Genomic DNA, 25,185 nt, shown 5'->3' on the forward strand with positions numbered 1-25,185 from the left:
CCCCATGACCCCGCATCCGAGCGATACCCCCGCAGAACTCTCCCCGGCCGAGGCCATCGCGGCCGAGGCCCAGCGGATCCTGGCCGAGGAGCGCGCCCGCGAGGAGCGCATCCCGGTGCGCGCCCGGGAGCTGAGCGCCGGGGTGATTGCCCGCGCCGAGGCCGACGGCCTGGTGCTGGATGCGGCCCAGCTTGCGGCCCTGGAACCGCTCAGTGCGGCGCTCGCCGCCGCGGTGGAGGGCCGTCCCGGGGCGGGGGGCTTTTATCTCTGGGGTGCGGTGGGCCGCGGAAAAACCTGGCTCCTGGACGCCTATGCCGCGCAGCTGCCCACCGCGGATCTGCGCCGGGTGCACTTCCACGATTTTTTCCGCGAGCTGGAGCTGGCCACCGCGACCCATTTCCGGCGCGCGGGTGCCGGGGCCGCGGCGCTGGAGGATGTGCTGCGCGGCGTGAGCGTGCTGGCCTTTGACGAGTTCCACGTGCACGATGTGGGCGATGCCAAGCTGTTTATCCCGTTCCTGGAGTCGCTGGCCGAGCGCGGGATCACGCTGATCCTGAGCTCAAATTATGCCCCCGAGGGCCTGCTGCCGCACGAGAATTTCCACGATCTTTTTGAGGACAGCATCCGCCTGCTGGGCGCGCGCCTGGCCGTGGTGGAGATCGGTCCGGGGAAGGACTTCCGGGCCGATGCGGCGCCCGCCGCGCGGGCCACGGGATTTGCCGCGGGCACCTGGACCACGCTTGAGCGACCCACGGCACCCGATACCGCCGAGCCCGCGCTGATTTCCGCGGGGGGACACCACTTCACCGTGCGCGCCGCCTCCGCCGATACCCTGCGCTTTGGCTTCGCCGAGCTGATGGTGGCCGATACCTCCGTATCCGATCTGCTGGTCTGGGCCGATCGCTACCCAACCTGGATTGTGCAGGACGTGCCCGCGCTGGCCGAGGCCAATCCGCGCGCGCAGCAGCGCTTTGTGAACCTCGTGGATGTGCTGGTGGACCGGGATCGCACGCTGCACGTGCAGGCGCTGGTGCCGCGCGCGGCCTTCACCGAGGGCGTGGATCTGCCCACCGATATCACCCGCACGATTAGCCGCCTGGGGCTGCTGGGCGAAACCCCGCGCGGCTAGCCGCCCCGCGTCGGGCGCGGTTTCCTCAGATAGCGCCGCGCCAGGAGCCCGCCGCCCACGTTAAAGGCGCAGCTCAGGAGTAAAAGAAGCACGGTCCGCGCGGCCGAGGGCTCGGGGTAAATAACGTTGGCGAAGAGGAGTAGGAGGCTCACCCCGGCCACCAGATAGCCGATCGCATACAGAAAACGCATTATCGCTCCCCCGGTGGTTATGACGTGACATCACCCTAGCCCGGGCCGCCGCGCACCCGCGCATATTTGGCGGTATCCCACGGAGGCCGCGCTCGCCGTTAGTGGGGTTCCCACAGGAATACCCAATCGCCCCGCGCACCGTTTGTAGCCGGGGCACGGGATATTTCCCTCCCGGCATCCCGGAACGTAGCGTGGGACCACGATAATGATGTCCGGAAAGGCAAGGTTTGTGATGTCAGCTACGACCACCAACACCCCGTCACCCGTTGATGCGGCCCGGGCCGCGGTAGACCTCTCGGTGTTGAACACCGCCCTACTGGGAACCTGGCCCGAGGCCCGGCAGCACTCGCGCGATTTGAGCGCCCGTCCGGAGATGCAGCGCGATGACAGCCTCGCGATGGCCGAGCACCGCGAGCGTGTTCTGGGCCAGCTGAAGCTGCTGGTGGCCGATGGCCAGGTGCACGCCGCGTTCCCCAAATCGGTGGGTGGTGGCGAAAACCACGGCGCGAATATCGCGGGCTTTGAGGAGCTGGTCACGGCCGATCCCTCGATGCAGATTAAGGCGGGCGTGCAGTGGGGCCTATTTGGTTCCGCGGTGATGCACCTCGGCACCGAGGAGCACCATAAGAAGTGGCTGCCCGGCATCATGAGCCTGGAGATCCCCGGCGTTTTTGCGATGACCGAGACCGGCCACGGCTCGGATGTGGCCTCGATCGGCACCACCGCCACCTACGATCCCGCCACCGAGGAGTTCATCGTGAACACCCCGTTCCGCGGGGCGTGGAAGGACTATCTGGGCAACGCCGCCAAGCACGGAATCGCCGGGGTGCTTTTTGCGCAGCTGATCACCAATAACGTCAACCACGGTGTGCACGCGTTTTATATCGATATCCGCGATGCCGAGGGCAATTTCCTGCCGGGAGTGGGCGGCGAGGACGACGGCCAAAAGGGCGGATTAAACGGCATCGATAACGGCCGCCTCCATTTCAGCAATGTGCGCATCCCGCGCACCAATCTGCTTAACCGCTACGGCGATGTGGCCGCGGACGGCACCTATAGTTCGCCGATCGCGAGCCCCGGCCGCCGCTTCTTCACGATGCTCGGCACGCTGGTGCAGGGTCGCGTCTCGCTCGACGGTGCCGCCACCGCCGCGAGCGCCGTAGCCCTCCAGATCGCGATCATCTATGGCACGCAGCGCCGCCAGTTTAACGCCGCCTCGGAAACGGATGAGGAGGTGCTACTTGACTATCAGCGCCACCAGCGCCGCCTGATCCCCCTGCTGGCCCAGACCTATGCGCAAAACTTCGCGCATGATCGCCTGCTCGTAAAATTCGACGGCGTATTCAGTGGTAAGCACGATACCGATGACGATCGTCAGGACCTGGAGACGCTCGCCGCGGCCCTGAAATCTCTCTCCACCTGGAACGCCCTGGACACCATCCAGGAGGCCCGCGAGGCCTGCGGCGGTGCCGGGTTCCTCACCGAGAACCGGCTCACGGGTCTGCGCGCCGACCTGGATGTATATGTCACATTTGAGGGCGATAACACCGTGCTCCTGCAGCTCGTGGCCAAGCGCCTGCTCGGCGATTATGCGCGCAAGTTTAAGGGTGCGGGCGGCGCCGACCTGGCAAAATTTGCGGTGGGTCAGGCCGCCGATCGTGCCTTCCACGGCTCGGGCCTGCGCCGCCTCGGCCAGAACGTGGCCGACCTCGGTTCGGTGGCCCGCTCGGTGGGGCATGTGCGCGAGGAAAACGAGCAGCGCCAGCTGCTGACCGATCGGGTCGAGACCATGATCGGCGAGGTGGCCGGCCGGCTGCGTCCCGCCGCCAAGCTGGATAAGGCCGCCGCGGCCGAGCTGTTTAATACCCAGCAAAACGAGCTGATCGAGGCCGCCCGCGCCCATGCCGAGCTGCTGCAGTGGGAGTCCTTCACCGATGCGCTGGCCGGAATCACCGATCCCGGAACCCATACGGTGGTCACGTGGCTGCGCGATCTCTTTGGGCTGTCCCTGATCGAGAAGCATGCCGCGTGGTACCTCATCAACGGCCGGCTCTCGCCCGCCAGGGCCCAGGCCGTGACCGCCTATATCGATCGGCTCGTGGCGCGCCTGCGCCCGCACGCCCTCGACCTCGTGAACGCCTTTGGCTATACCCAGGATCACCTGCGGGCGAAGGTGACCTCGGGGGCCGAGCGCGAGCGGCAGGACGAGGCGCGCGCGTATTATCGCGATCTGCGCGCGTCCGGTGCGGCCCCCGTGGACGAAAAAACCCTGATTAAAAAGCAGCGTTAACCCCGACCGGGATATGAGGGGTCGTCATCCGATCGGATGACGACCCCGTTTTATTTCTGGCCCCGAGGGGGGACGCGGCCGGGAATCCCCCCTGGATACGCTGTCAATATGATCGAAGCAAATCTCCTGACCAAGCAGTACGGACCGAAAAAAGCGGTCGATGCGGTCTCATTCTCGGTACGCCCGGGTATGGTTACCGGCTTCCTCGGCCCCAATGGTGCCGGCAAGTCCACCACGATGCGCATGATCGTGGGGCTCGACCGTCCCACCGCGGGCTCCGTTACCGTCAACGGCAAGCCCTATCGCGACCACGCCTCGCCGCTGCACGAGGTTGGTGTGCTCCTCGACGCCAAGGCCGTGCACACCGGGCGCAGCGCCTATAACCACCTCCTCGCCCTCGCGGCCACCCACGGCATCGGCCGCGGCCGCGTGCGCGAGGTCATTGAACTTACCGGCCTGGGGGCCGTGGCCAATAAGCGCGTGGGCGGTTTTTCGCTCGGCATGGGCCAGCGCCTGGGCATCGCCGCCGCACTGCTTGGCGACCCGAAGACCCTGATCCTGGACGAGCCCGTGAACGGCCTCGACCCCGAGGGTGTGCGCTGGGTCCGCCAGCTTGTTCGCGGACTCGCCGCCGAGGGCCGCACCGTGTTGCTCTCGAGCCACCTGATGAGCGAGATGGCCCTGACCGCCGATCACCTGATCGTGCTGGGCAAGGGCCGCGTCATCGCGGATGCCCCCGTGTCCCAGATCATCGCCGGGTCCACCCATGAGAGCGTGCGCGTGATTAGCCCGCGCGCCCTGGAACTCGCCGCCGCCCTGGAACGCTCGGGTGCGCCCGAGGCCGGCGCCCCCGCGGGCTCGCTCCTGATTAATACCGTCGGCGCCCAGGAGCTCAGCATCATGGGTCTGTCCGCGGCCGCCGTGGGAGATGCCGCAGCGGTGCTGGGCATCTCGATTCACGAACTCTCCCCGATTAAGGCCTCGCTTGAGGAGGCCTATATGGAACTCACCGCGGACGATGTGGAATACCGCACCGGCTCCACCGCACCCCACGCCGGACCGGAGGGCACCCGATGACCACCACCACCCGCCAGGCAGCCACCGTGCGCCTGCCCCGCCTGACCTTCGGCGGACTCCTCAAATCCGAGTGGATTAAGCTGCGTTCGCTGCGCTCCACCCTGTGGTCCTATGGCCTGATGGTCCTGATCGCCGCGGGCATGGGTGTGCTGTTCTCCGCCACCTCGGAGATCTCCACTACACCCGATATGTATCAGGTCACCCCGGCCCTGGCCGTGCAGATGTCGGTGCTGATCGGCTTCATGTTCTCGCAGCTGGTGGCCGCGGTACTGGGCGCCCTGGTGATCACCGGGGAATATTCCACGGGTATGATCCGCACCACGCTCACGGCCGCCCCCAAGCGGGTATCGGCCTATATCGCCAAGGCCGTGGTGCTTGCAGTGACCACCGCCGCGGTCAGCGTGGTGAGTGTGGCTGCCGCCTATCTCGCCTCCGCCCTGACCCTCATGGCCCGCGGCTTTGACGCGCCCCTCTTTGAGGGAGATACCCCGGCCTATATCGGGGGCGGAATCCTCTTCATCACGTGTGTCTCGATCTTTGCCCTGGGCCTCGGTGCGCTGATCCGCAGCGGTGCCGGTGCGATTGCCGGTGCACTGGGAACCCTGCTGGTGCTCCCGCTGATCTTCCAGCTGATTCCGCTGGAGTGGCTGAATGACCTGCAGCCGTACCTGTTTGGAAACCTCGGCCAGTCCCTCATGGGAACGTTCCCGAGCGATCTTGATACCGGACTAAATATCCTCTATCTGCTGCTGTGGCCCGCGGTGGCGCTGGTGGCCGGCGGCATTGCGCTGGTCCGTCGCGACGCCTAGTCCTCGCACCGCGCGTCCCCCGTCTCCCCGTGGAGGCGGGGGACGTTTGGGTTAGGCCCGTGGCGCTGGCCGCGGATAACGGTGGTGCGATATTGTGGCTCCGAGCGAAGGAGCGCCCCGCATGACCTTTAACCCACAATCCGATATCAGCGGATCCCAGGTGCGCCGCGGCGGCTCGGGCCGCCGCACCGGACTCGCCATCGGCGGCGGCGGGCTGGGCATCGTCCTGATCTTTGTTATCGCGCAGTTCACGGGAGTGGATATCAGCGGTTTCCTCGGGGAACAGGACAGCACCGCGGAGAGCCCCGTGATCGAGGGGGCGTCCCTGGATGAGTGCCGCACGGGCGCCGATGCCAATGCCAGCGTGGACTGCCGCATGGCCGGCGCCGCGGTATCGCTCGAGGACTTCTGGGTGGGTGAGTTTCCCGAGATCGCCCCCGGGACCGCGTATAGCACCCCCGGTTTTGAGCTGTTTAGCGGGCGCGTGAATACCGCCTGTGGCGCCGCAAGCAGCGCGACCGGGCCGTTTTATTGCCCGGGCGATCGCACGATTTATATCGACACCACGTTTTATGATCAGCTGCGCTCGCAGTTTGGCGCGCAGGGCGGCCCGCTCAGCGAACTGTATATCGTGGCCCACGAATGGGGTCACCATATCCAAAAGCTCGAGGGCACGTTTGATAGCGTGGACCGCCGCGAGACGGGCCCGCTCTCGGGCACCGTCCGGATCGAGCTTCAGGCCGATTGCTATGCCGGGGCCTGGGTGGGGGCCGCCTCCAGCACCCGCGATAAAAACGGCGCCACCCTGCTCCAGCCGCCCACCGATGATCAGATTCGGGACGCGCTGGATGCCGCCGCGACCGTGGGTGACGACCGCATCCAGCAGCAGGCCACGGGCGGGGTGGACCCCGAGGGCTGGACCCACGGGTCCAGCGAGCAGCGCCAGCGCTGGTTCCTCACCGGCTATCAGGGCGGCGCGACAACCTGCAATACGTTTGCGGCGGGGGGCCGGCTCTAGGGACACCCCGCGGCCTCTCGCCCACCCCGGCGGCCGTCCAATATGCTGGGGAAATGGAAAAAAAGAGGTGGGGTCGGCGGCATCCGGTGCTGCGTGTGCTGGCCATCATCCTGGGCGTTCTGCTGGTGCTGGGCCTCGGGACCTGGGCGGCGTTTCGCTGGAGCCCGTGGCCCTCGGCCCTCGTGATCCGCTCGATGTTTGACCGCGAGGGGATGCGCGTAAACGAGGCGCTTGCGCCGCATGTTCTCGCGGACGAGATCTCCGAGCAGCTGGATATCTCCTATCTGGAGGGCGAGGATACCCGGCTCGATGTCTTCCGACCGCTCTCGGCCGAGAACGTGCCGCTGCCCACGGTGGTATGGGTGCACGGCGGGGGTTGGATCTCGGGGGATAAGGACCAGATCGCCAATTATCTGCGCATCCTCGCGGCGCGCGGCTTCACCGTGGTGGGCGTGAACTATACAATCGCCCCCGAGGCCACCTATCCCACCCCCGTGACCCAGACGATGGCGGCGCTGGACTATCTCAATACCCATGCCGAGGAGCTGGGGGTGGATGCCAATAACATCGTGCTGGCGGGGGATTCCGCGGGCTCGCAGATCTCCGCGCAGCTGGCCACGCTGATCACCAGCCCGGCCTATGCGCGCGACCTGGGCATCGCGCCCACGCTTGAACCGCGCCAGCTGGCGGCCACCGTGCTCACCTGTGGGGCCTATGACCTGAGCCTGGCCGATGTGCCGGGCGCGTTCTCCTCGTTCCTGAAAACGGTGCTGTGGTCCTATACCGGCACCCGGGACTATGCCGATGATCCGCGCACCGCGGGCGCCTCGGTGCTGAATTTTGTGACGGCCGATTTCCCCGCCTCGTTTATCACCGCGGGTAATGCCGATGCGCTGCTGCCGCAGTCCGAGGCGCTCGCGACCCGGCTCGATGAGCTGGGGGTGCCCGTGGACGCGCTGTTTTATGCCGCCGATCACGAACCCGCCCTCGACCACGAATATCAGTTTAATCTGGGCACTCCCGAGGCCGATGCCGCGCTGGATCGCATCGTGGCCTTTGTGGACGCCCATACCGGCGCGCGGCTGCAAAAATGACCCTCGTGAGTGGGCCCGCAACGGCGCGGGCCTCGCGCGTTTTATTAAGCGGGCTGGGCCTGGCCGGCTCCGCGCTGGCCCTCGCCGCGCTGGCCGGAATCTGGCTGCTGCGCCTCGACCTGGATCGGGCGGTCTATGTGAGCGAGCTCGGGGGCGATGGTGCCCCGGGCGCGGAAGGCTTCCGGATCGCGCTCTTTGCGGTGGCCGGCGCGGGTGCGCTGCTGGGCAGTGCCCGGCTCTGCGCGCTGCCGCTGGATGCCGGCCCGGGCCGCCGCGCGCGCACCCTGCGGATGGGATCGCTGATCGTGGGCTGGTCGCTGCTGCTCGCCGGAATTGGCTTTGCGGTGGCCGCCGCCTATCCGTGTACCGCGGGCTGCCCGGTGCCGGGCAGCCTCGCCCATACGCCCCGCGATACCGTGCATCTCACGGCGGCGATCGCCGGTTTTGCCCTGGTCTGCCTCGCGATGTTCTCCGAGGCGATCCTGGGGCGGGAACCGCGAGATCGCAGGATCGCGCTGGTCTCGGCGCTGTGTGTGGCGGGCATTGCCGGGATCGGTGGCCTGCTTGCGCTCTTCCACGTGGCCGTGGATCTGGGGGCCCTGTGCGAGTTCATCGCGATGTCGATCGCGATCGCGTGGTGCGCGGGTAACGGCGTGCTGGATGCTATCCGGGCAGGCTCGCATCGCGGTAGGAGCGCGGGCGGCGCGGAATAGCCAGGGTCAGGCCGAGCCCGGCAAGCGCCACGACGCCCGAGATAATAAAGCCCGCATGGAAGGCCCCCGCGCTCGGCGTGCTCACGCCATTGCTGGTGACCAGATTGGCCGCGAGCACAAGACCCATCACGGCGCTGGCGCTCGTGGAGCCGAGCGTGCGCATGACCGAGTTGACCCCGTTGGATGCGGCCGTCTCGGTGGCCGGAACGGCCCCCATGATCAGGGTGGGCATCGCTGCATAGGCAAATCCCACGCCGAAGCCCACCGCGGTCGCGGTGAGTACCGCGTGCCATACCTCGGTCATGAATCCGATGGTGAGGAAATAGCCGGCCGCGATAATAAAGATTCCCAGGCCCAGGCTCACCCGCGGCCCGGCGCGCTCAATCAGGCGCGCGGCCACCGGGGACATGGCCCACATGATCAGCCCGCTGGGCATCATGCACAGGCTCGCGATGAGCATGCTCTGGCCCAGGCCCACCCCGGTATCGGTGGGTGATTGCAGGAGCTGGGGGAGCAGCACGGTGCTGGCAAAAAATGCGAAGCCCACCGTGATGGAGGCGAGGTTGGTGAGCAGCACGCTGCGGCGCATCGAGATGCGGATATCGATCAGGGGGCTGTTGATGCGCAGCTCGTAGATCGTCCACAACCCGATCACCAGGATGCCACCGATTCCACATCCGAGCGTAAGCGGGCTGGCCCAGCCCCACTCATTGCCCTTGGATACCGCCAGGAGGATTCCCACCAGGCCGAGGCCCAGGCCCACCGCGCCCAGGGCATCAAAGGTGCCGGTCGCGCGCAGCGTGCTGACCGGAACAAATTTCCAGACCAGGACGATGCCGATCAGGCCCAGGAGCCCAGCCAGCACAAAAAGCAGGTGCCAGGAGAGGAACTGCGAGATCGCGGCGGCCACGGGCAGCCCCACAGCCCCGCCGATGCCCATCGTGGCGCTCACGAGGGCCACCGCCTTGCCGAGGCGATCGGGCCCCAGCACATCGCGCAGGATGCTGACCCCGAGCGGGACCACACCAAGCGCGGTTCCCTGGAGCGCCCGCGCGATGACGAGCGGGATCAGGGTGGAGCTAAATATGGCCAGCACGGAGCCGATCACCATCAGGCCCAGCAGGAGCAGCACCATGCGGCGTTTGCCGTAGAGATCCCCGAGGCGGCCCGCGATCGGCGTGGCCACCGCGGCGGCCAGGAGCGTGGAGCTGAGCACCCACATTGCATCGGTGGCGGATACCCCCAGCAGGTCGGGGAGCGCGGGGATCAGCGGCGTGACAAGCGTCATCATAAACGCGGCGACGAGGCCGGTGAAGGCGAGGCTGCCGATGATGGCCCCCTCGGGGAGGGGACGGCTGAGCCGGGCGCGTTCGGCCGGGCTGAGCCAGGACTCGGGATCGGGATCGGGGGGAGTGGTGGCCATGCGGGAACTGCCTTTGGGTGGGGGTCGCGGCTCACGCTGCGGCGCGGGGGAGGGGGTTGGGGGGTTAGTGCTCCGTGAGATAGATGCTGATCATGAGCGAGGTGAAGCCGATGAGCTGGAGAAGAACCAGATAGAGGCCCACGATGCCCCATTTGCGGCCTGCGCCGCGGTGGCGCAGGGCCAGGAACCCCAGCACGGCGGCGGTGAGGACCATGGCGGCGAGTAAAATATTCGCGGGAAAGATCATAAAAACCACGGGGAACCAGTACAGGGTACCGAGCCCCCCGATCAGCACCAGGCCGAGGATTATCACGGGGAGTACCGCGCCGAGCAGCACGGAGAATACGCCGAGGAAAATGCCGGAGCGCTTTGAGCTCATTGCGGTCCTCTCAAATAGAAATATGGAGGGCGCGACCAGCGCGAGCCCCGTGTCCACGTTATCGCGAATAGCCCGGGTGGGGTCCCCGGCGGCGGGGCGGCGAATCCATAAACAGGGGATTCACGGGCGTCACCCGCCCCGGGGATAACGTCGCCGCGCCCCGGGATATTCCGCCGCGTTCCGGCGATCCGGGCCGGAAAAGTTATCCACAACCCCTGTGGGAAATCTTGGGGATAAACCCCCAAAACTGTGGGGTTACATGTGTGTAATTCGTTTTCTCCTGTGGATAACCCTGGGGAGAGAATCCTGTCACCGTCGAGAGGGGTACATTTGCCGCGCCTCTGCGATAGCATTGCCCGCGTGAGCACCCCCGAGAAAATAACGGCCCGGTTGCTCCGGGTCCAGCGGGATCTGGAGCGTGCCGAGGCGGCCGTGGCCCGGGCCCAGGAGGCCCGCCGCGAGGCGATCGATGAGGCCCGCCGGGAGGGGCTGTCCCTCACCCGGATCGGCGATCTCATCCGGGTGAATCCCGCGATCCTGCGCCATCGGGACCGGCAGGTGGCCCCGGCCCCCGCGCTGCCCGGCCTCACCATCGAGGAGGCGGCGCAGCGCACCGATCGGCCGCGCACCTGGTTCACCAACCGCCTGCGTAATACGCCCGAGGGCGCGGGCATCAGCTCCGAGATCACATGGGAGCGCGATGGCTTCCGCTTCCAGCGCTTTGATAAGCAGGGTGATCCCCTGCCCGATGGCACGGCCGGGCGGCAGGGCATTCGCACCCGGATCACCCGGCTGCGCGATCACCCGGCGCCCCTCCGATCCGAGTAGCCGGATCCGGGCGCTCCCGGTCATTCGGGCGCCCCTGCACACCCCGCGTCCCCCTCCCGGGGGACTTTTTTTAAAGAATCTCGCGCGTGTTTCGCCTCGAAAAAACCCCCGATTGGGGGTCATTTTTTTGTCACCCGTTTGGGTTTCTTCGCCCTGATCCGCATTTTTTTGGCTAGGCGATCACGGATTCTATTGATAACGTGTGGAATGTCTAGCGGTTCTCTGTAGGGAGAGGGCTCTCAGTCGAGAGAGCCAAAAATGCCGCGCGGCTGATCCTCTGGGGGGAATAATTGTGAAGCCTTCACAAAAAACTCGATCAAAAATAGCCATCGTCGCCGTCTTGATCGGCGCACTGATCGGCACCGGCGGTGGCATGTTTGTGGCACCCGCGCTCGCCGCGGGGCCGCCGGTTACGTTTGCGATCGCCGCGGCGGATCTGTCCACGGGCGCCCCGGTCGCCCAGATTGAGGCGGGGAAAGAGTTTTCCTATGTCGCGAGCGTGGGCTGCCCCGATCCCTCGGGCTGTGGGCCCGCAACCCTCAGCGTGGAGTTCCCCTCCGAGGTGGAGTTCATCGCGGGCGGTTTTAATCCGCCCAATGGGGCCACCTTCGAGGTGACGCCCCCGGGATTGCCCGCAACCGGCAAAACCCTCACCGTGCAGTGGGATAACCTCGACGGCACCGCCGTGCTGTTTCTTCCCGCCAAGGTCTCCGTGGATACCGATTTTGTGCTGAACGGCACGCAGCAGGAAGCCGTTGCCGTGATGAACGCGGGCAGCGGGGAGGACATCACCCGCATCGATGATTCGGCCACCGTGACCCTCCGCGTTTTTGAGCGTCCCGGCGTTATTAAGGGCACACAGACGTGGTCCGAAAACTCCGTGGCCGATGGCAGCCGCGCCGAGGTCACCTCAACCGTGGGAGCCACCGCCTCCGCAAACTCCCTAAGCTCGCTGACCCTGCGCTCCCCCAGCGCCGAGGCGATCCCCGGTGCAAGCCTGGCCGTTTCCGAGGTTTTTAACCTGGGTACACTCACGCTGAACCAGAACCCCGCCGGGGCCACCGTTCGTTTCACCCTCGCCGATGGCGGCACCGTGGACGTCCCGCTGACCGCGGGAAACCTGGTGGCCACGGCCCCCGCGGATACCGTGGCCTATGAGGTCACCGTGACCGGGCTGCCCTCCGCGGCCTCCTCCGAGGAGGCGCAGCGCACAGTGACGGTTGAGGCCGCCTATACCCTGCGCGATACCCGCCGCAGCACCGGCGGGCAGATCATCGACCCGACCGCCACCGCACGCCAGGTGCGCGCGACCATGCAGGCCACCGATACCGTGACCGATAATGCTCCTGGATCCTCCGCGACCGCGACGCTGCAGAATCGTCGCGATATCACCGTCGCCGCCCTGGTGCCCACCGTGGCGCAGTTGCTGACCTGGGTCACCTCCTCCGGCGATCAGAACTCCGTTTATGGCTCGGGCGAGGGTTCCACCGCCACCCTGCTGGTGGCCAATTCAGGTGTTCCGGTCCTGACCGACCTGACCGTGACGCTGCCCGAGGGCACCGAAAAATACTTTGAGTTCCAGGAACTCACCGCGATCCCCGAGATCCATTTCCCGGCCGGGGCCACCTCCGCCACGATTCAGTATCGCTATGCCACGGCCCCCCGCGAGGGTGCCGCCCAGGCCTTCACCGCGGGCGCAGCCGTGCCCGGCCCCGAGGGGGACGAGCGTGAACTGGGAGAGATCTCCGGAATCATCGTGACCTTCCTGGCCGCGGGTGGCGGCATTCTGGGTGGCTGTGCGCTCGAGCCGGTGGACGGAATCCTCGCCGATTGTGTGGCCAGCATCACGCTCAGCGCCAAGCTGCGCGATAAGCAGCTCACCTCGAATGCCCCGATCACCCCGCCCGAGTCCAACCCCGGGACCACATCGGTGGACCTGATGGCCGAGATTCGGGCCACCGCGGCCACCGGTTCAAAGATCAGGCAGAGCAGTAATAACGCACGACTGTCGATCGTGAAGCCGCAGTTCAACGCCAAGCTCAGCAAGCGTATTGGTGACGGCAGCGATCAGACCGTCTATCCGCTCACGGGTGTGGCCAAGGCCGGAGACATCTTTGACTCCACCAAGACCGTGCAGGACTTCACCGAGCATGCCTTGAGACTGACCGCCTCGACCAGCCCGAGCGAAAACGCGACGGAGGCGCAGGGAGCCGATGTGCTACGGATCGCCGATCCGCAGACCGAGCCGACCCTCGCCAACCTCGCCCATAACCCGTTTAACGTTATTAAGCTCACGGTGCTGCCCACCGCCGCGGCGCAGTGTACCGCCGAGGATGGTTCGCCCGTGGCCAGCACCACGGAGCATCAGGTGTGGATCCTGGACCGGCTGGAGGACCCGCAGTCACTGACCCAGACCCCGTATGTTGCGGGAATGAACCTGGATCTTGTGGTGGGTTTTGAGACCACGATCACCCCGGAGAGCCGCCGCTTTCCCGTGGACGTGAGCTGTTCCACCGCCCCCGGTGCGAAGATTAAATTCCGCGATAACCGCGTGAACGATGGCAAGATCGTCTCGCCCGGCACCGTCGGATCCGTAGATACCCCGGGCCTGCTGGCCGTGGGTAATACCGCGGAGCTGACCACCGGCCTGAATACCGCCACGGCCACCGGTAGCGATGAGCTCTACCTGGTGGATCTGGAGCGGGCCTCGGTATATAAGAACTATGCCAAGGACGCCCGGTCCTATGGGATCCAGGGGCAGGGTTCGCCCACGGCGTTCCTGCTCTCGGGCGTCCCCGCCAACGGCGAAGCCGTGGCGGCACGCATCGTGGACGGGGGCAGCAGTGGTTCCTCGCTGGATGTATTTGCCCTGGCCGGCCTGCGCGAGGCCCGGGTGGGTCCCGACCAGACCATGACGGTGAGCTTCCTGGACCGCGCGGGCGACCCGATCGGGCCCACGGCAGTCGTGGAGGCCAGCAGAGAGCTAGAGGGCGTCACGCTCAGCCAGGATGAAATCGACGATTCGCAGAACTCTCGCTATTTGGAGTTTCAGCGCACTCCGCGGGATCTGGAATGGAGCGAGGAGTGGGCCGATGGCGAGATGGAGCGCGTGTTCAGCGTCCAGGTAGACGTGACACGCTCCAACAAAAGTATTGCCCTGCAACGCTATGGCGCATTTGCCGTGATTCTTGACCTCAACCTGCGCTCGACGTTCCTGTCCAATCCGGCAAATATTGTCTCCGGATCGCTCGGCGGAAACGTCTACCTGAATATCGCCCGTATCTCCTCGCAGGCACCCGGCGGAGCCTGGACCGAGGAGCTCACCGGTTCGGCCCGCTATACCGTCTATGCCGCCACCGCACTCTTCGGGGATGCCACGGCGCACTGGGATGCCGCCGATGGCACCGCGTATCTGGTGGCGCAAAACCAGACGCTGTCCCGAGTGCGCCTGGACGCCTCCAATAAGACGGCCTTGGGCGTCTCCGAGGTTCTTCCCGAGAACCAGTGGGAGGCCTCCGGCAGCATCGCCGTGGGTGTGAAGAGCATGACCGTTGGTGTGGGTGGGACCCCCGAGGGTGCCGCAAACCCGTTTGCCATCACGGATTTTGAGGGTATTACCTCCGTGCTCTGGCCCGATCGTGAGGGAGCCCCGCAGGAGGGGACCCTCGCCGAGAGGCAGGTCGCCGGCGCGATCACCTATCTCTTTGCCGATGGCTCCACCCAGGTGGTTCCGGCACCCGTGGGGGCAAACCCCGCGAGCCTGAACCCGGATGCCGCGCGCTGGCCTCAGGTCGTGGGCGTGAGCATCACCTGGGAACAGGACGGCCGCTACGTGGGCATTAAGCGCACCGAGGGGGAACGCCAGGGGCAGCTGATCTTTGGCTCCAGCCTGCGTGATTTTGTGCGCGAGGGCTATCGCTATACGTTCAGCGAGGGTGTGCCGCAGAGCCTCGAGTCCGGCGCGAGCATCGATGGGGCGTTCCAGATCCCCGGGAATACCGTGGACCAGTTTGCGGTACAGAACGTGGACTATCGGATCGACCTGGACGACCTGGAAAAGACCGCCGTGGTTCCCAGTAACCAGATCGCCATCGACGTGGCACAGAGCACCGTGGCCGTCAACGTGGCACGTACCGGCTCCGCCGCGCTTAACCGCGACCTGCTCCCCAGCACCCAGTGGACACTGAATACCCGCAATACCGGAAATATCCCGGTGTCCTCGCTGCGGATGGCCACGGCCAGCGAACTGCTTGATGCCGCCACCTGGGACGGCGGCGATCCCGCCGGCTATACGCTTGAGCGCGGCTCGGTCTTTGACGCGTTCAACGTGACCCGGGCGAGCGTGACCTATCCCGCGGGCGCGTCCAGCGCGACCGTATCCGTGCGCGGCGAGGACGGGGCCTGGAGCGCCGGGTTCGCCGCCGGCAACGGATCAAATTTGACGCTCCCGCAGACCGGCGACGGGCCCAAAAACTGGGCCGAGGTCACGGGCTTCCGGGTGCAGTTTGACGGCAATGAGGCGCTGCGTCAACGCATCGCCAAGCAGGGCCTGGGTAACCTCATCATCGAGACCACCCTGCGCCAGAACCTGCGCACGGATTCCAGTGAGCGCGCGCCGGGCACGGAGCTGCCCGCGGATAAGGCCCAGTGGACAGTGCCGATGACCGGTGCGGGAGCCTCCTATATCGGAACGTTTATTGCCCCGCTGGCCCAGGTCACGGCGGCCCCGGCCGCCGCGGTGATCAGCCCCGGTGCCCCCGGACCGCTGGTGCGTAAATATGCGCGTAACTATTCGGTGGGCACGAATGTGGGCACCACCAGCACGCAGGCCAACCCCGGCTCCTGGGTGAACTTCTTTGTCACGCTGGAAAACCGCGGCAATGCCAGCAGCGATCTTTATAACCTGAGTGTGGTGGATACCCTCCCGGATGAGCTGCACTATAACGCCATGAGCCCCGCCCAGGACTGGGAGGTGATCTCGGCCCCGGAGGGGATCTCCACCACTCCGACCCTGGAGGTGGGTGCCGCATCGCCCACCACGATGACCTGGACCTGGCCCACGGATCAGGTCCTGCATCCGGGAGGGCGAATCGTGATTCGCGTGCCGCTGCAGGTGAGCGACGGAGTCCCCACCGGGGGCTCCGGACAGAACGCCGTGCGCCTGATCGGTGAGGGCATCGAGGGGGCCACGGTCCCGTCGGTCTGTGAAAACCCCGCCTCCACAAATGCGTCCTGTCTGGCCACGGCCAATGTGATCTCGCTGCGCAGCGACTCCGTGCGCGTGGAGTCCTTTATTGATAGTTCCATCGGCGGCGCAAGCATGATCGATGGGGCTGTCTGTGATGACTCGACCTTCGCCGAGTGGGGTGACGGCAAGTGGGTGCGCAACCCCTGCATTACCGATACCACGGTGGGTGCCACGCTGAAATATCGCGCAAAGCTCATCAACTCGGGTAACTCCGAGCTCTCCGAGATGCGCTTTGTGGACGAGCTGCCGCGCATCGGTGACCAGGGAACGGTCCTGGATGCCGCCCGTAACTCGGCCTGGAGCCCCAGCCTGGTTCCCGGATCGGTTCGCCTGCTGGGCGGCACCGAGGCCACGGATCTGGGGGCACGCGGCGACGGCGCACTCTCGGCCGGCGGCTTCCGCTATTCCTCCAGCGCCAAGGCCTGTACGCTGCGACCCGATGGCTTTGCCAGCGGTAGCACCCTGAGCTGTGATGCGGGTACCTGGAGCGCCACACCCACCACGAGCAGCGCCTCGCTGGGTGGAGACATCGTCTTTGACGAGGCCAATCGGCTCCGGGGCGGCGAGTATGTGGTTGTGGAATTTGAGCTGACGGTCCCCGCCACGGGTGATGTGGCCAAGCTCGCCTGGAACTCGGCGGCCGCAACCGGCCGCGCCTCCGCAATCAGCAACTGGCTGCCCGCCTCCGAGTCTCCGCGCTCGGGAGCCCGGGCCCAGGATACCGATCTGCGGATCACCCTGGCCCTGACCGATGACCAGATCACGCCGTGGCACCTGAATGCCGAGGAATACGAACTGACGTATTCCTGCCTCGCCCCGGGGGCAACCGACCCGGTGCGCAACACGGTGACCCTGGACGGCATTGATACCGTTGCGGGGACCCGATCCGCGCTGATCAGTAACCTGCCGATCGGTGCCGAGTGTGCGATCGTGGACGAGAATTATGTTCCCGTCTCGGTGACCGCCCCGGGCCAGTATGGTTCCGTGGAGGATGGCGCAAGCGGATTCTCCTTCGGGAGCGATCCGGCCGATGCGATTATCCTGGACGCCGATACTGGGCTGAACGTGATCGCGGTGACCAACCTATTCACCCCGACCTCGGTGGAGCTGGGCGTCTCGGTGGCCGGAAATGCCGCCTCCTATCTGCCCGCGGATGCCACGTTTGATGTGGCGATGCAGTGTTCGTTTGGCGGGTTCACCCGCGACTACGGTCCGTTCTCGCTGCGGGACGGTGAGACGCATACCGTGGAGAACCTGCCGGTGGGCGCGAACTGTCTCACCACCGAGACCGAGCACCGCGGGGCCTCCACGGTCACCGCCACCGTGGACGGCACGGATGCACCGCTGACCGCGGAGCGCTCGCTGACCGCGACCGCACTCGACCCGGGCGCACACGAGATTCACTTTGTGAACCTCTTTGAGGCCGGTGGCGATCTCACCATCCTGAAGCGCGTGGAGACCCCGGCCGCCGGGACCGCGGTGGGCGATGTGAGCTTTGAGCTCACCTGCACCCTCGGCGGGTTCCCGATGGACCTGGGTGACCGCGCGACGCTGGGCCTGAGCATTCCGGAGGGTGAAACCTCCGCGAGTATCAGCCTGGAGGGGCTGCCCGTGGGCGCCGAGTGTGTGGTGCATGAATCCGATGCGGGTGGCGCCAATATTGCCGCCCCGGATCGCACCGCGACCGTGCTGGCCGATACCGAGGTCATCGTGGAGATGGTCAACCGCTATTCCCCGGCCGCACTGAGCCTGGATAAGCGGGTGGCCGGACCCGGTGCCGCGGAGTCCCGCGTGCCGGCGAGCTTCGAGGTCGCCGCAATGTGTACCCGCGATCTGACCGTGGGAGGCCGGGAGCTGACCGTGACCGACTTCAACGGTGTGGTCTCGGTCACGCCGGGGACACCCACGACGGTGCCGAATCTGCCCGAGGGCTCGCGATGTGCCGTGACCGAGCCGAACCTGGCCGGTGCGGAGAGCGTCACGGTGGATCCGGTGACCGCGGGCGTCGTGGATGAATCCGAGCGGGCCGATTCCGCGCTGATCGCGCTGCGCGGCCCGGATGCCGCGGGTGCCGCGGTACCCACGGAGGTGCGGATCGTTAATACCTATGCGGCCACACCAGGTACCGGGGGTAAGCCCGGCCTGAGCACCACCGGTAGCGATCCGGGGCCGCTGCTCTCGGCCGCGCTGATGATGCTGCTGCTGGGTGGGGGAGCACTGCTCCTGCGCCGCCGCCGCGAGGGTAACGCCTAGGCACCAGCTACCGCAGAACGCCCGGGTCCCGTGAGGGGCCCGGGCGTTCTGTCATGGGGAGGCGGTTAGGCGGTCTCGGGGGTCAGTGGAAACTCGCGGGCGCTCCTAAAGGTGCGCGCGGAGCCGTCGATCGGATCGCGGAACCGCAGCTCGCTGGCGAGCAATTGCAGCGGGGTGGAAAAATCATCCACCGCGATATCCTGCACGTCGGGATAGAGGGGGTCGCCCGCGATGGGAATCCCGAGCCCCCACATATGTAAACGCAGCTGATGGGTTTTACCGGTGACCGGGCTCAGCCGATAAACGCCGCGGCGCTCGCCCTCCGCGCCGGGGGCCAGCTCGCGTTCGAACTCCACGTCGGATTCGGCATTGGGTTCCGCGCCCGGTATCACCTCGGCCTGGAGTATGCCGCGCCGCTTGGCCAGGTGGTTGCGCACCGTGACCGGAAGTTCCAGGTCCGCGCGGATGCCGGCCATCGCGTGATAGGTCTTGCCCACCTCGCCGTGCATAAACATGCTCTGATAGGGGGCGCGCCAGCGCTTCTCGGTGGCCAGCATCAGCAGGCCCGAGGTGATCCGGTCCAGCCGGTGCATCGGCGCGAGCTCGGGCAGGCCCAGCTCGGCGCGCAGCCGCACCACGACGCTCTGGGCCACGTGCCGCCCGCGCGGGATCGAGGAGAGGAACGCGGGCTTATCGATGATCACGATGCGCTCGTCCCGGTGGATCACCCGGATGGCTCCGGGAACCGGGGGTTCCTCGCGCAGATCCCGATGAAACCAGACAAAGAGGTTATCGCGGTAGGGGTCGTCCCCGTGCACGGCGGAACCGTCCTGATAAACGAAGCGTTTATCGGCGAGGAAGGCCTCCACGTCCACGTGTTGGGAAAGCCGTTCGCCGAGCCACTCCCGCATGGATGCCCACGGCGCGGGTTCCCCGGCGTTGCCATCGCGTGTGCGCAGCCAGGCGGCATCCAGGCCGAGGCGCTGGGGAAGGGGGGAACGCGGGGGCATAAACCGAGTGTATCGCCCGACCCGGCCCGTGCCGCCCGCGTGTGGGTGTGGGGCCCCCGCGGGTGCCTCACGCGCGTTCCGCGGCCGCACGGGCCCGCGGAGGCCTCCCCGGGATGGCCCTCTTCGGGTTGCGGCCCTCGATTCGCGCGGGAGGCCCTGATAGCCTGGGGTCAGCCGGGTATGCACGCTCGCCCGGGTGGCACTCGAGGGGGAGGTTCCACGATGATACTCACGACTCTTTCGCCGCCGCAGCGCGGCCCGCGGAGCGCCGACCCGTGTTCGCGCTAAAGAATCTGCTCACGCGCCCGGTGAACGCCCGGAACCCGCGCGAGCTTGCCCGCTACCTCGGCCTGCTCTGGATGCTCGTGGTGGGTGGAACCCTGCTTGGGTTCTGCATTCAGGCCCTGGCCGGGGCCCGCGCGTGGGCGGATGTGCCCGGGGCGCTGCTGCCCGTCTTGCTCGGGGCCGGCCTCGGCTGCGGCATTCCCGCGCTGTTCCTGGCGCTTCGCGGCCGCGGGGGAAGCGCCCCGCGGTAGGGGCGGGCGCGGCTTAAATAAAAGAACCCCCGTAAGTAGAAGCCTTACAGGGGTTCAGTGGCTCCGACCGGCATCGATCCGGTGACCTTTCGATTTTCAGTCGAACGCTCTACCAACTGAGCTACAGAGCCTAGACGATATAACATCGCCTAGAGGTAGAAAAACCCTTCCACATGGGAAGGGTCCTTCACCTGGCGACCCTGACGGGACTTGAACCCGCGACCTCCGCCGTGACAGGGCGGCACGCTAACCAACTGCGCTACAGGGCCTTACATATTGAATTGTACTGCATGTTTCGGTAGCCGAGTGACCCCAACGGGATTCGAACCCGTGCTACCGCCGTGAAAGGGCGGCGTCCTAGGCCGCTAAACGATGGGGCCTCGGAGTTCAAGAACTCCATAACTACCGATTACACAGGCTACTAGACGTTTTCTCAATTCCCAAACCGGCGAACTTCTTTCCCGCATTGCTGCCTGAAATCAGTATATGGGGATAATGGCCCAGACAAAAAATCGACCACGCGCGCCCGGCGTTGCGCCCCGGAATTCCGGGGGTTTTTCGGCGTGGCGCGGGGTGCGCGCCACGCCGAAATTGAGACTAGTGCGAGCCCTCGGCCTTAAAGGCGGCAAAACCGTCGGTGACGATCTGCTCGGCCTCGGCGGCGTCTCCCCAGCCATCAACCTTGACCCACTTGCCGGGCTCCAGGTCCTTATAGCGGGTGAAGAAGTGCTCGATCTCGTTTTTGGTCTGCTCCGAAACATCGGAGATGTCCTGGATATGCGACCAGCGCGGGTCCTTCGCGGGAACCACCAGAACCTTGGCATCGGAGCCGGCCTCATCGGACATGTTCAGCACGCCCACGGGACGAACCTTCACGCCCACGCCCGGGAACACGGGGAACTCGAGCAGCACGAGGGCGTCAACGGGGTCGCCGTCCAGGCCCAGGGTGTTCTCGAAATAGCCGTAATCGGTGGGGTATACAAACGACGTGAAGAGCACGCGGTCGAGGAATACCCGTCCGGTCTCGTGGTCGATCTCATACTTATTGCGGCTTCCCTTAGGAATCTCTACGACAACGTCGTAAGCAGCCATATTGTGGTTCTCCTTAGTAGAACTATTGCGGATATAGAGGTCAAGTCTGTAATAACGTTACTTGATGCCCGAGAACACACAAGAACCCCGACGCCCCGGATTGGATGCGGCCACCGCCTCCGTGCGCGGCGCCGTGCGCGCGAGCCTGACCGAACTGGCCGCGGATATCCCCGCGGGCCCCGTGCTGGTGGCGCTCAGCGGCGGACCCGATTCCCTCGCCCTCGCCGCGGCACTCGCCTTCGAGGCCCCCCGGGCCGGACGCGCGGCGGGGGCCGTGATCGTGGATCACGGGCTGCAACCGGATTCGGCGCGGATCGCCGAGACCGCCGCGGCGGCGGCCACCGCCCTGGGCCTGGATCCCGTGCGAATCAAACGCGTCAGCGTGGAGCGCGCCGGGGGCCCCGAGGCCGCCGCCCGCACCGCCCGCCGCGCGGCCCTGGAATCCGTGGCCGCGGAACTGGGTGCCGCCGCCATCTATCTGGGGCATACCCTCGACGATCAGGCCGAGACCGTGTTGCTGGGCCTCGCCCGCGGCTCGGGCGGCACCAGCCTGTCCGGAATGGCCCCCGTGGCCGGAATCTACCGCCGCCCCCTGTTGGCGCTGCGCCGCGAGGCCACCCACGCCTCGTGCCTCGCGCTGGGGCTCGACCCGTGGACCGATCCGCATAATGCCGATCCGGCATTTGCCCGGGTGCGCGTGCGCTCCACCGTGCTGCCGCTGCTCGAGGCCGAGCTGGGCCCGGGCATCGCCCAGGCCCTCGCGCGCACCGCCGATCAGGCCCGCGAGGACGCCGAGGCGTTTGAGGACATGATCGAGGAGTTCATCGAGGAGATCTGCGAGCCCGCCGAGGCCGGCATCGCGGTGGAGATCGGGGCCCTCGCCGCGAACCCCGCGGCGCTGCGCAATCGCATCATCCGGCTCGTGGCACGCAGCGAGTTTGGGGTATCCCTGGAGCGCTCGCATACCCTCGAGATTGCGGGCCTGGTCACGCGCTGGCGCGGCCAGGGGCCCATCGACGTACCGGGAATCCGGGTGCATCGCGAGGGTGGCCTCCTGGTATTTACCGCCGCCGACGCCCCGGTCTGAGTGGGCTGTCCCCAAAGCGCGGCCGGGCGGCATAGACTTATTTCATGGAATCCAGCGACATCCGCAATGATCTGACCGAAATCCTCGTCACCGAGGCCGAAATTCATGCAAAGCTCCGCGAACTCGCGGCCCGCATCGACGCGGATTACGCCGGCAAGGACCCGCTGCTGGTGGGTGTGCTCAAGGGTGCCGTGGTCACCATGGCCGATCTCTCCCGCGCCCTGTCGATCCACGTCGAAACCGACTGGATGGCCGTGTCCTCCTACGGCAGCAGCACCAAGTCCAGCGGTGTGGTGCAGATCCGCAAGGACCTCGATACCGATCTCGCGGGCCGCCACGTCCTGATCGTTGAGGACATCATCGACTCGGGCCTCACGCTCAGCTGGCTCCTGGAAAACTTCGCCTCGCGCGGTGCCGCCTCGCTGGAGGTCTGCGCCCTGCTGCGCAAGCCCGATGCCGCCAAGGTAGAGATCGACTGCAAATACGTGGGCTTTGATATTCCGAGCGATTTTGTGGTCGGCTACGGCCTCGACTACGACGAGCGCTATCGCAACCTGCGTGATGTGGCGATCCTCGCCCCGCACGTCTACGAGACCGCCTCCTAGCCTCCCCCATCACGCCCCCGAATGCCTCGCATTCGGGGGCGTTTTGCCTGCCCGCTGCTCCCGGGGGCGACGGCGCGTTCATCCCACGGCGAACAGAGGGGCGCCATTCAGACTTCACGGACTAATCTGGACACTACGGTTCCGTGTTGGTTCCGGTTGACCTCACCTGCAGAAAGGTCTGAGCGCCCGCTCACTCGCACATGAAATCCAAGAGCTTCCTCAAGGGGCCGTTGCCATACGTGCTCATTGCCATCGTTGTATTTCTGATCGGCATCAACATCATTTCGGGCCTCAACGGCTTCCGTGAAATTCCCACCAACCAGGGCCTGGAGCTCCTCAACGACGGCAAGGTGAAGGAAGTAACCCTCACCGCGGGCGAAAACCGCGCCGATCTGACGCTGAACGAGGAGCTTAAAGACAAGGGCAAGCGCGTCCAGTTCAACTACATCGATGCCCGCGCGGCCGATGTGGTGAAGGCCGTGGACGAGGCCAAGCCCAAGGACGGCTTCACCGATAAGGTGCCCCGTGCCAGCTGGTTTGGCGCAATTTTGCAGCCCCTGATCCTCTTCGCGATCATCGGTGTGGTGTTCTGGTTTGTGCTCTCGCGCATGCAGGGCGGCGGAAGCAAGATGATGTCCTTTGGCAAGTCCAAGGCGAAGCTTGTCACCAAGGAGTCCCCGCAGGTCACGTTTGAGGACGTCGCCGGAAGCGACGAGGCCCTCGAGGAGCTTGCCGAAATTAAGGAGTTCCTGCAGGAGCCCGCGAAATTCCAGGCCGTGGGTGCCCGCATCCCCAAGGGTGTGCTGCTCTACGGTCCCCCCGGTACCGGTAAAACCCTCCTCGCGCGCGCCGTAGCCGGCGAGGCCGGGGTGCCGTTCTACTCGATCTCCGGTTCCGATTTTGTGGAGATGTTTGTGGGTGTGGGCGCGAGCCGCGTGCGCGATCTCTTCCAGCAGGCCAAGGAAAACTCCCCCGCGATCATCTTCGTGGACGAGATCGACGCCGTCGGTCGCCACCGCGGGGCCGGAATGGGCGGCGGTCACGATGAGCGTGAGCAGACCCTGAACCAGCTCCTGGTGGAGATGGACGGCTTCGACCCCAAGACCAACGTGATCCTCATCGCGGCCACCAACCGGCCCGATATCCTCGACCCCGCGCTGCTGCGCCCGGGCCGTTTTGACCGCCAGATCGGGGTGGACGCGCCGGACCTGCAGGGCCGCCGCAAGATCCTGCAGGTGCACGGCAAGGGCAAGCCCCTCGCCGATTCCGTGGACCTCGAGGTAGTGGCCCGGAAGACCCCCGGTTTCACCGGTGCCGACCTTGCCAACGTCCTCAACGAGGCGGCGCTGCTCACCGCGCGCTCCAATGCGCAGCTGATTGATAACCGCGCGCTGGACGAGGCCATCGACCGCGTGATCGCCGGCCCGCAGCGCCGCACCCGCGTGATGAACGATAAGGAAAAGCTCATCACCGCGTATCACGAGGGAGGCCACGCACTCGCGGCCGCCGCGATGCGCAATACCGATCCCGTGACCAAGGTCACCATCCTGCCGCGCGGACGCGCCCTCGGGTACACCATGGTGCTCCCGCTGGAGGATAAGTACTCCGTGACCCGCAACGAGCTGCTCGATCAGCTCGCCTATGCCATGGGTGGCCGCGTGGCCGAGGAACTGGTGTTCCACGACCCCACCACCGGTGCCTCCAATGACATCGAGAAGGCCACGAGCATCGCCCGCAAGATGGTCACCGAATACGGCATGAGTGCCGGAATCGGTGCGATTAAGCTCGGCGGTGGCAGCGGAGAGATGTTCCTCGGCCGCGATATGGGACACCAGCGCGATTATTCCGAGGGAGTCGCCGAGCAGGTTGACGCCCAGGTGCGTGCGCTCATCGAGCAGGCCCACGATGAGGCCTGGAAGGTGATCACGGCCAACCGTGCCATCCTCGACCGCCTCGCCCTGGAGCTGCTGGAAAAGGAAACCCTCGACCATAACCAGCTCGCCGAGATCTTCTCCGGCATCGAGCAGCTGCCCGAGCGCGAGCAGTGGCTCTCCAGCATCGACCGCCCCGTGAGCGACCTGCCCCCCGTGGCCATGCCGCAGAACCGGGCGCCGATCAGCGAGGCCATCACCGAGGGCTCCGTGGAGTCCTCCGCCTCGCCGCTCGAGGGCAACCTGAGCGCGGGCGAGGTGGCCGCCGATGAGGCGATCGCCGAGGCCGGTATCGCCGCGGAGCAGACCCCCGTGCGGGCCGCGGCCGAGGCCGCCGAGGCATCCGCCGCGCAGGAAAAGGCCGAGGCGGAGGCCGCCGAGGCCGCCGCAAAGAAGAAGGCCGAGGCCGCGCGTAAGCGGGCAGCCGCGGCCAAGAAGCGCGCCGAGGCGAAGAAGCAGGCCGAGGCCGAGG

Annotated in this window: 17 protein-coding genes, 3 tRNA genes and 1 pseudogene; 13 read left to right on the forward strand and 8 right to left on the reverse strand. The window is 66.3% G+C overall.

Going from position 1 to position 25,185, the window contains the following annotated elements; translation table 11 throughout:
- Positions 1-4 precede the first annotated feature (4 nt).
- Positions 5-1,129 (forward strand): cell division protein ZapE, encoded by a 1,125-nt coding sequence (zapE, locus tag KXZ72_RS11025; protein WP_226080982.1) that lies wholly within the window; start codon positions 5-7, stop codon positions 1,127-1,129.
- Here zapE and KXZ72_RS11030 read toward each other — a convergent pair.
- Positions 1,126-1,320, reverse strand: a complete 195-nt coding sequence (locus KXZ72_RS11030; RefSeq protein WP_226080983.1) for a hypothetical protein — start codon at positions 1,318-1,320, stop codon at positions 1,126-1,128. The genes zapE and KXZ72_RS11030 overlap by 4 nt on opposite strands.
- A 232-nt stretch (positions 1,321-1,552) precedes the next feature.
- On the opposite strand from KXZ72_RS11030, the gene KXZ72_RS11035 reads away from it, so the two are divergent.
- The 6 genes from KXZ72_RS11035 to KXZ72_RS11060 all read left to right on the forward strand — a co-directional run bounded on the left by KXZ72_RS11035 (position 1,553) and on the right by KXZ72_RS11060 (position 8,321).
- Complete coding sequence (locus KXZ72_RS11035) at positions 1,553-3,610, forward strand: acyl-CoA dehydrogenase family protein (protein WP_226080984.1); 2,058 nt, start codon at positions 1,553-1,555, stop codon at positions 3,608-3,610.
- Positions 3,611-3,718: 108 nt separating this feature from the next.
- The gene (locus tag KXZ72_RS11040; protein ID WP_226080985.1) at positions 3,719-4,687 is read left to right on the forward strand and encodes an ABC transporter ATP-binding protein; all 969 of its coding nucleotides are present in this window, start codon (positions 3,719-3,721) and stop codon (positions 4,685-4,687) included.
- Complete coding sequence (locus KXZ72_RS11045; protein ID WP_226080986.1) at positions 4,684-5,496, forward strand: ABC transporter permease subunit; 813 nt, start codon at positions 4,684-4,686, stop codon at positions 5,494-5,496. Before KXZ72_RS11040 ends, KXZ72_RS11045 begins: the two co-directional genes overlap by 4 nt.
- Before the next feature lie 121 nt (positions 5,497-5,617).
- On the forward strand, positions 5,618-6,514 hold the full coding sequence (gene ypfJ, locus KXZ72_RS11050; protein ID WP_226080987.1) for a KPN_02809 family neutral zinc metallopeptidase: 897 nt from the start codon (positions 5,618-5,620) through the stop codon (positions 6,512-6,514).
- Positions 6,515-6,567: 53 nt separating this feature from the next.
- Positions 6,568-7,608 (forward strand): alpha/beta hydrolase, encoded by a 1,041-nt coding sequence (locus tag KXZ72_RS11055; RefSeq protein ID WP_226080988.1) that lies wholly within the window; start codon positions 6,568-6,570, stop codon positions 7,606-7,608.
- A 5-nt stretch (positions 7,609-7,613) separates the two neighbouring features.
- On the forward strand, positions 7,614-8,321 hold the full coding sequence (locus KXZ72_RS11060) for a DUF998 domain-containing protein (protein WP_226080989.1): 708 nt from the start codon (positions 7,614-7,616) through the stop codon (positions 8,319-8,321).
- On the opposite strand, the gene KXZ72_RS11065 is transcribed toward KXZ72_RS11060, so the two are convergent.
- Both KXZ72_RS11065 and KXZ72_RS11070 read right to left on the reverse strand, forming a co-directional pair.
- Positions 8,272-9,744 (reverse strand): MFS transporter, encoded by a 1,473-nt coding sequence (locus KXZ72_RS11065; protein ID WP_226080990.1) that lies wholly within the window; start codon positions 9,742-9,744, stop codon positions 8,272-8,274. The two genes, KXZ72_RS11060 and KXZ72_RS11065, sit on opposite strands and share 50 nt — an antisense overlap.
- A gap of 64 nt (positions 9,745-9,808) precedes the next feature.
- Complete coding sequence (locus KXZ72_RS11070; protein WP_226080991.1) at positions 9,809-10,123, reverse strand: hypothetical protein; 315 nt, start codon at positions 10,121-10,123, stop codon at positions 9,809-9,811.
- Between the two features lie 360 nt (positions 10,124-10,483).
- Between KXZ72_RS11070 and KXZ72_RS11075 the strand changes: the two genes are divergently transcribed.
- A complete protein-coding gene (locus KXZ72_RS11075) occupies positions 10,484-10,951 on the forward strand; it encodes a hypothetical protein (protein ID WP_226080992.1) in 468 nt (155 codons plus the stop codon).
- 340 nt (positions 10,952-11,291) lie between these two features.
- Entirely contained in the window at positions 11,292-18,452 is a 7,161-nt protein-coding gene (locus KXZ72_RS11080) for a DUF5979 domain-containing protein (RefSeq protein WP_226080993.1), read from the forward strand.
- A 65-nt stretch (positions 18,453-18,517) separates the two neighbouring features.
- Here the strand turns inward: KXZ72_RS11080 and KXZ72_RS11085 are convergent, their stop codons facing one another.
- The gene (locus KXZ72_RS11085) at positions 18,518-19,462 is read right to left on the reverse strand and encodes a pseudouridine synthase (protein ID WP_226080994.1); all 945 of its coding nucleotides are present in this window, start codon (positions 19,460-19,462) and stop codon (positions 18,518-18,520) included.
- 275 nt (positions 19,463-19,737) lie between these two features.
- Here KXZ72_RS11085 and KXZ72_RS11090 point away from each other — a divergent pair, with 275 nt between their 5' ends.
- Positions 19,738-19,998 carry a hypothetical protein gene (locus tag KXZ72_RS11090; protein ID WP_226080995.1) on the forward strand — a complete coding sequence of 87 codons (261 nt, stop codon included), beginning with the start codon at positions 19,738-19,740 and terminating at the stop codon, positions 19,996-19,998.
- Between the two features lie 58 nt (positions 19,999-20,056).
- On the opposite strand, the gene KXZ72_RS11095 is transcribed toward KXZ72_RS11090, so the two are convergent.
- The 4 genes from KXZ72_RS11095 to ppa all read right to left on the reverse strand — a co-directional run bounded on the left by KXZ72_RS11095 (position 20,057) and on the right by ppa (position 21,090).
- A tRNA-Phe gene (locus KXZ72_RS11095) sits at positions 20,057-20,129 on the reverse strand.
- Positions 20,130-20,190: 61 nt separating this feature from the next.
- Positions 20,191-20,267: transfer RNA gene (locus KXZ72_RS11100), tRNA-Asp, on the reverse strand.
- A 38-nt stretch (positions 20,268-20,305) separates the two neighbouring features.
- Positions 20,306-20,378 (reverse strand) — tRNA-Glu (locus KXZ72_RS11105).
- A gap of 217 nt (positions 20,379-20,595) precedes the next feature.
- Positions 20,596-21,090 (reverse strand): inorganic diphosphatase, encoded by a 495-nt coding sequence (gene ppa, locus KXZ72_RS11110; RefSeq protein ID WP_226080996.1) that lies wholly within the window; start codon positions 21,088-21,090, stop codon positions 20,596-20,598.
- 64 nt (positions 21,091-21,154) lie between these two features.
- On the opposite strand from ppa, the gene tilS reads away from it, so the two are divergent.
- From tilS to ftsH, 3 genes and pseudogenes are all read left to right on the forward strand, one after another.
- Positions 21,155-22,177, forward strand: a complete 1,023-nt coding sequence (gene tilS / locus KXZ72_RS11115) for a tRNA lysidine(34) synthetase TilS (RefSeq protein ID WP_226080997.1) — start codon at positions 21,155-21,157, stop codon at positions 22,175-22,177.
- A gap of 44 nt (positions 22,178-22,221) precedes the next feature.
- Entirely contained in the window at positions 22,222-22,782 is a 561-nt protein-coding gene (gene hpt / locus KXZ72_RS11120) for a hypoxanthine phosphoribosyltransferase (protein WP_226080998.1), read from the forward strand.
- Between the two features lie 200 nt (positions 22,783-22,982).
- Positions 22,983-24,932, forward strand: a pseudogene (gene ftsH, locus KXZ72_RS11125) (ATP-dependent zinc metalloprotease FtsH); the annotation flags it as partial.
- Between the last annotated feature and the right edge of the window lie 253 nt (positions 24,933-25,185).

This window comes from Mycetocola spongiae, assembly GCF_020424085.1.
Lineage (GTDB): Bacteria > Actinomycetota > Actinomycetes > Actinomycetales > Microbacteriaceae > Mycetocola > Mycetocola spongiae.

Bases quoted from the DNA above. Each gene is read 5' to 3' on its own strand.
- zapE (WP_226080982.1), top strand. From the start codon at position 5: ATGACCCCGCATCCGAGCGATACCCCCGCAGAACTCTCCCCGGCCGAG.
- KXZ72_RS11030 (WP_226080983.1), bottom strand. From the start codon at position 1,320: ATGCGTTTTCTGTATGCGATCGGCTATCTGGTGGCCGGGGTGAGCCTC.
- KXZ72_RS11035 (WP_226080984.1), top strand. From the start codon at position 1,553: ATGTCAGCTACGACCACCAACACCCCGTCACCCGTTGATGCGGCCCGG.
- KXZ72_RS11040 (WP_226080985.1), top strand. From the start codon at position 3,719: ATGATCGAAGCAAATCTCCTGACCAAGCAGTACGGACCGAAAAAAGCG.
- KXZ72_RS11045 (WP_226080986.1), top strand. From the start codon at position 4,684: ATGACCACCACCACCCGCCAGGCAGCCACCGTGCGCCTGCCCCGCCTG.
- ypfJ (WP_226080987.1), top strand. From the start codon at position 5,618: ATGACCTTTAACCCACAATCCGATATCAGCGGATCCCAGGTGCGCCGC.
- KXZ72_RS11055 (WP_226080988.1), top strand. From the start codon at position 6,568: ATGGAAAAAAAGAGGTGGGGTCGGCGGCATCCGGTGCTGCGTGTGCTG.
- KXZ72_RS11065 (WP_226080990.1), bottom strand. From the start codon at position 9,744: ATGGCCACCACTCCCCCCGATCCCGATCCCGAGTCCTGGCTCAGCCCG.
- KXZ72_RS11070 (WP_226080991.1), bottom strand. From the start codon at position 10,123: ATGAGCTCAAAGCGCTCCGGCATTTTCCTCGGCGTATTCTCCGTGCTG.
- KXZ72_RS11085 (WP_226080994.1), bottom strand. From the start codon at position 19,462: ATGCCCCCGCGTTCCCCCCTTCCCCAGCGCCTCGGCCTGGATGCCGCC.
- ppa (WP_226080996.1), bottom strand. From the start codon at position 21,090: ATGGCTGCTTACGACGTTGTCGTAGAGATTCCTAAGGGAAGCCGCAAT.
- tilS (WP_226080997.1), top strand. From the start codon at position 21,155: ATGCCCGAGAACACACAAGAACCCCGACGCCCCGGATTGGATGCGGCC.
- hpt (WP_226080998.1), top strand. From the start codon at position 22,222: ATGGAATCCAGCGACATCCGCAATGATCTGACCGAAATCCTCGTCACC.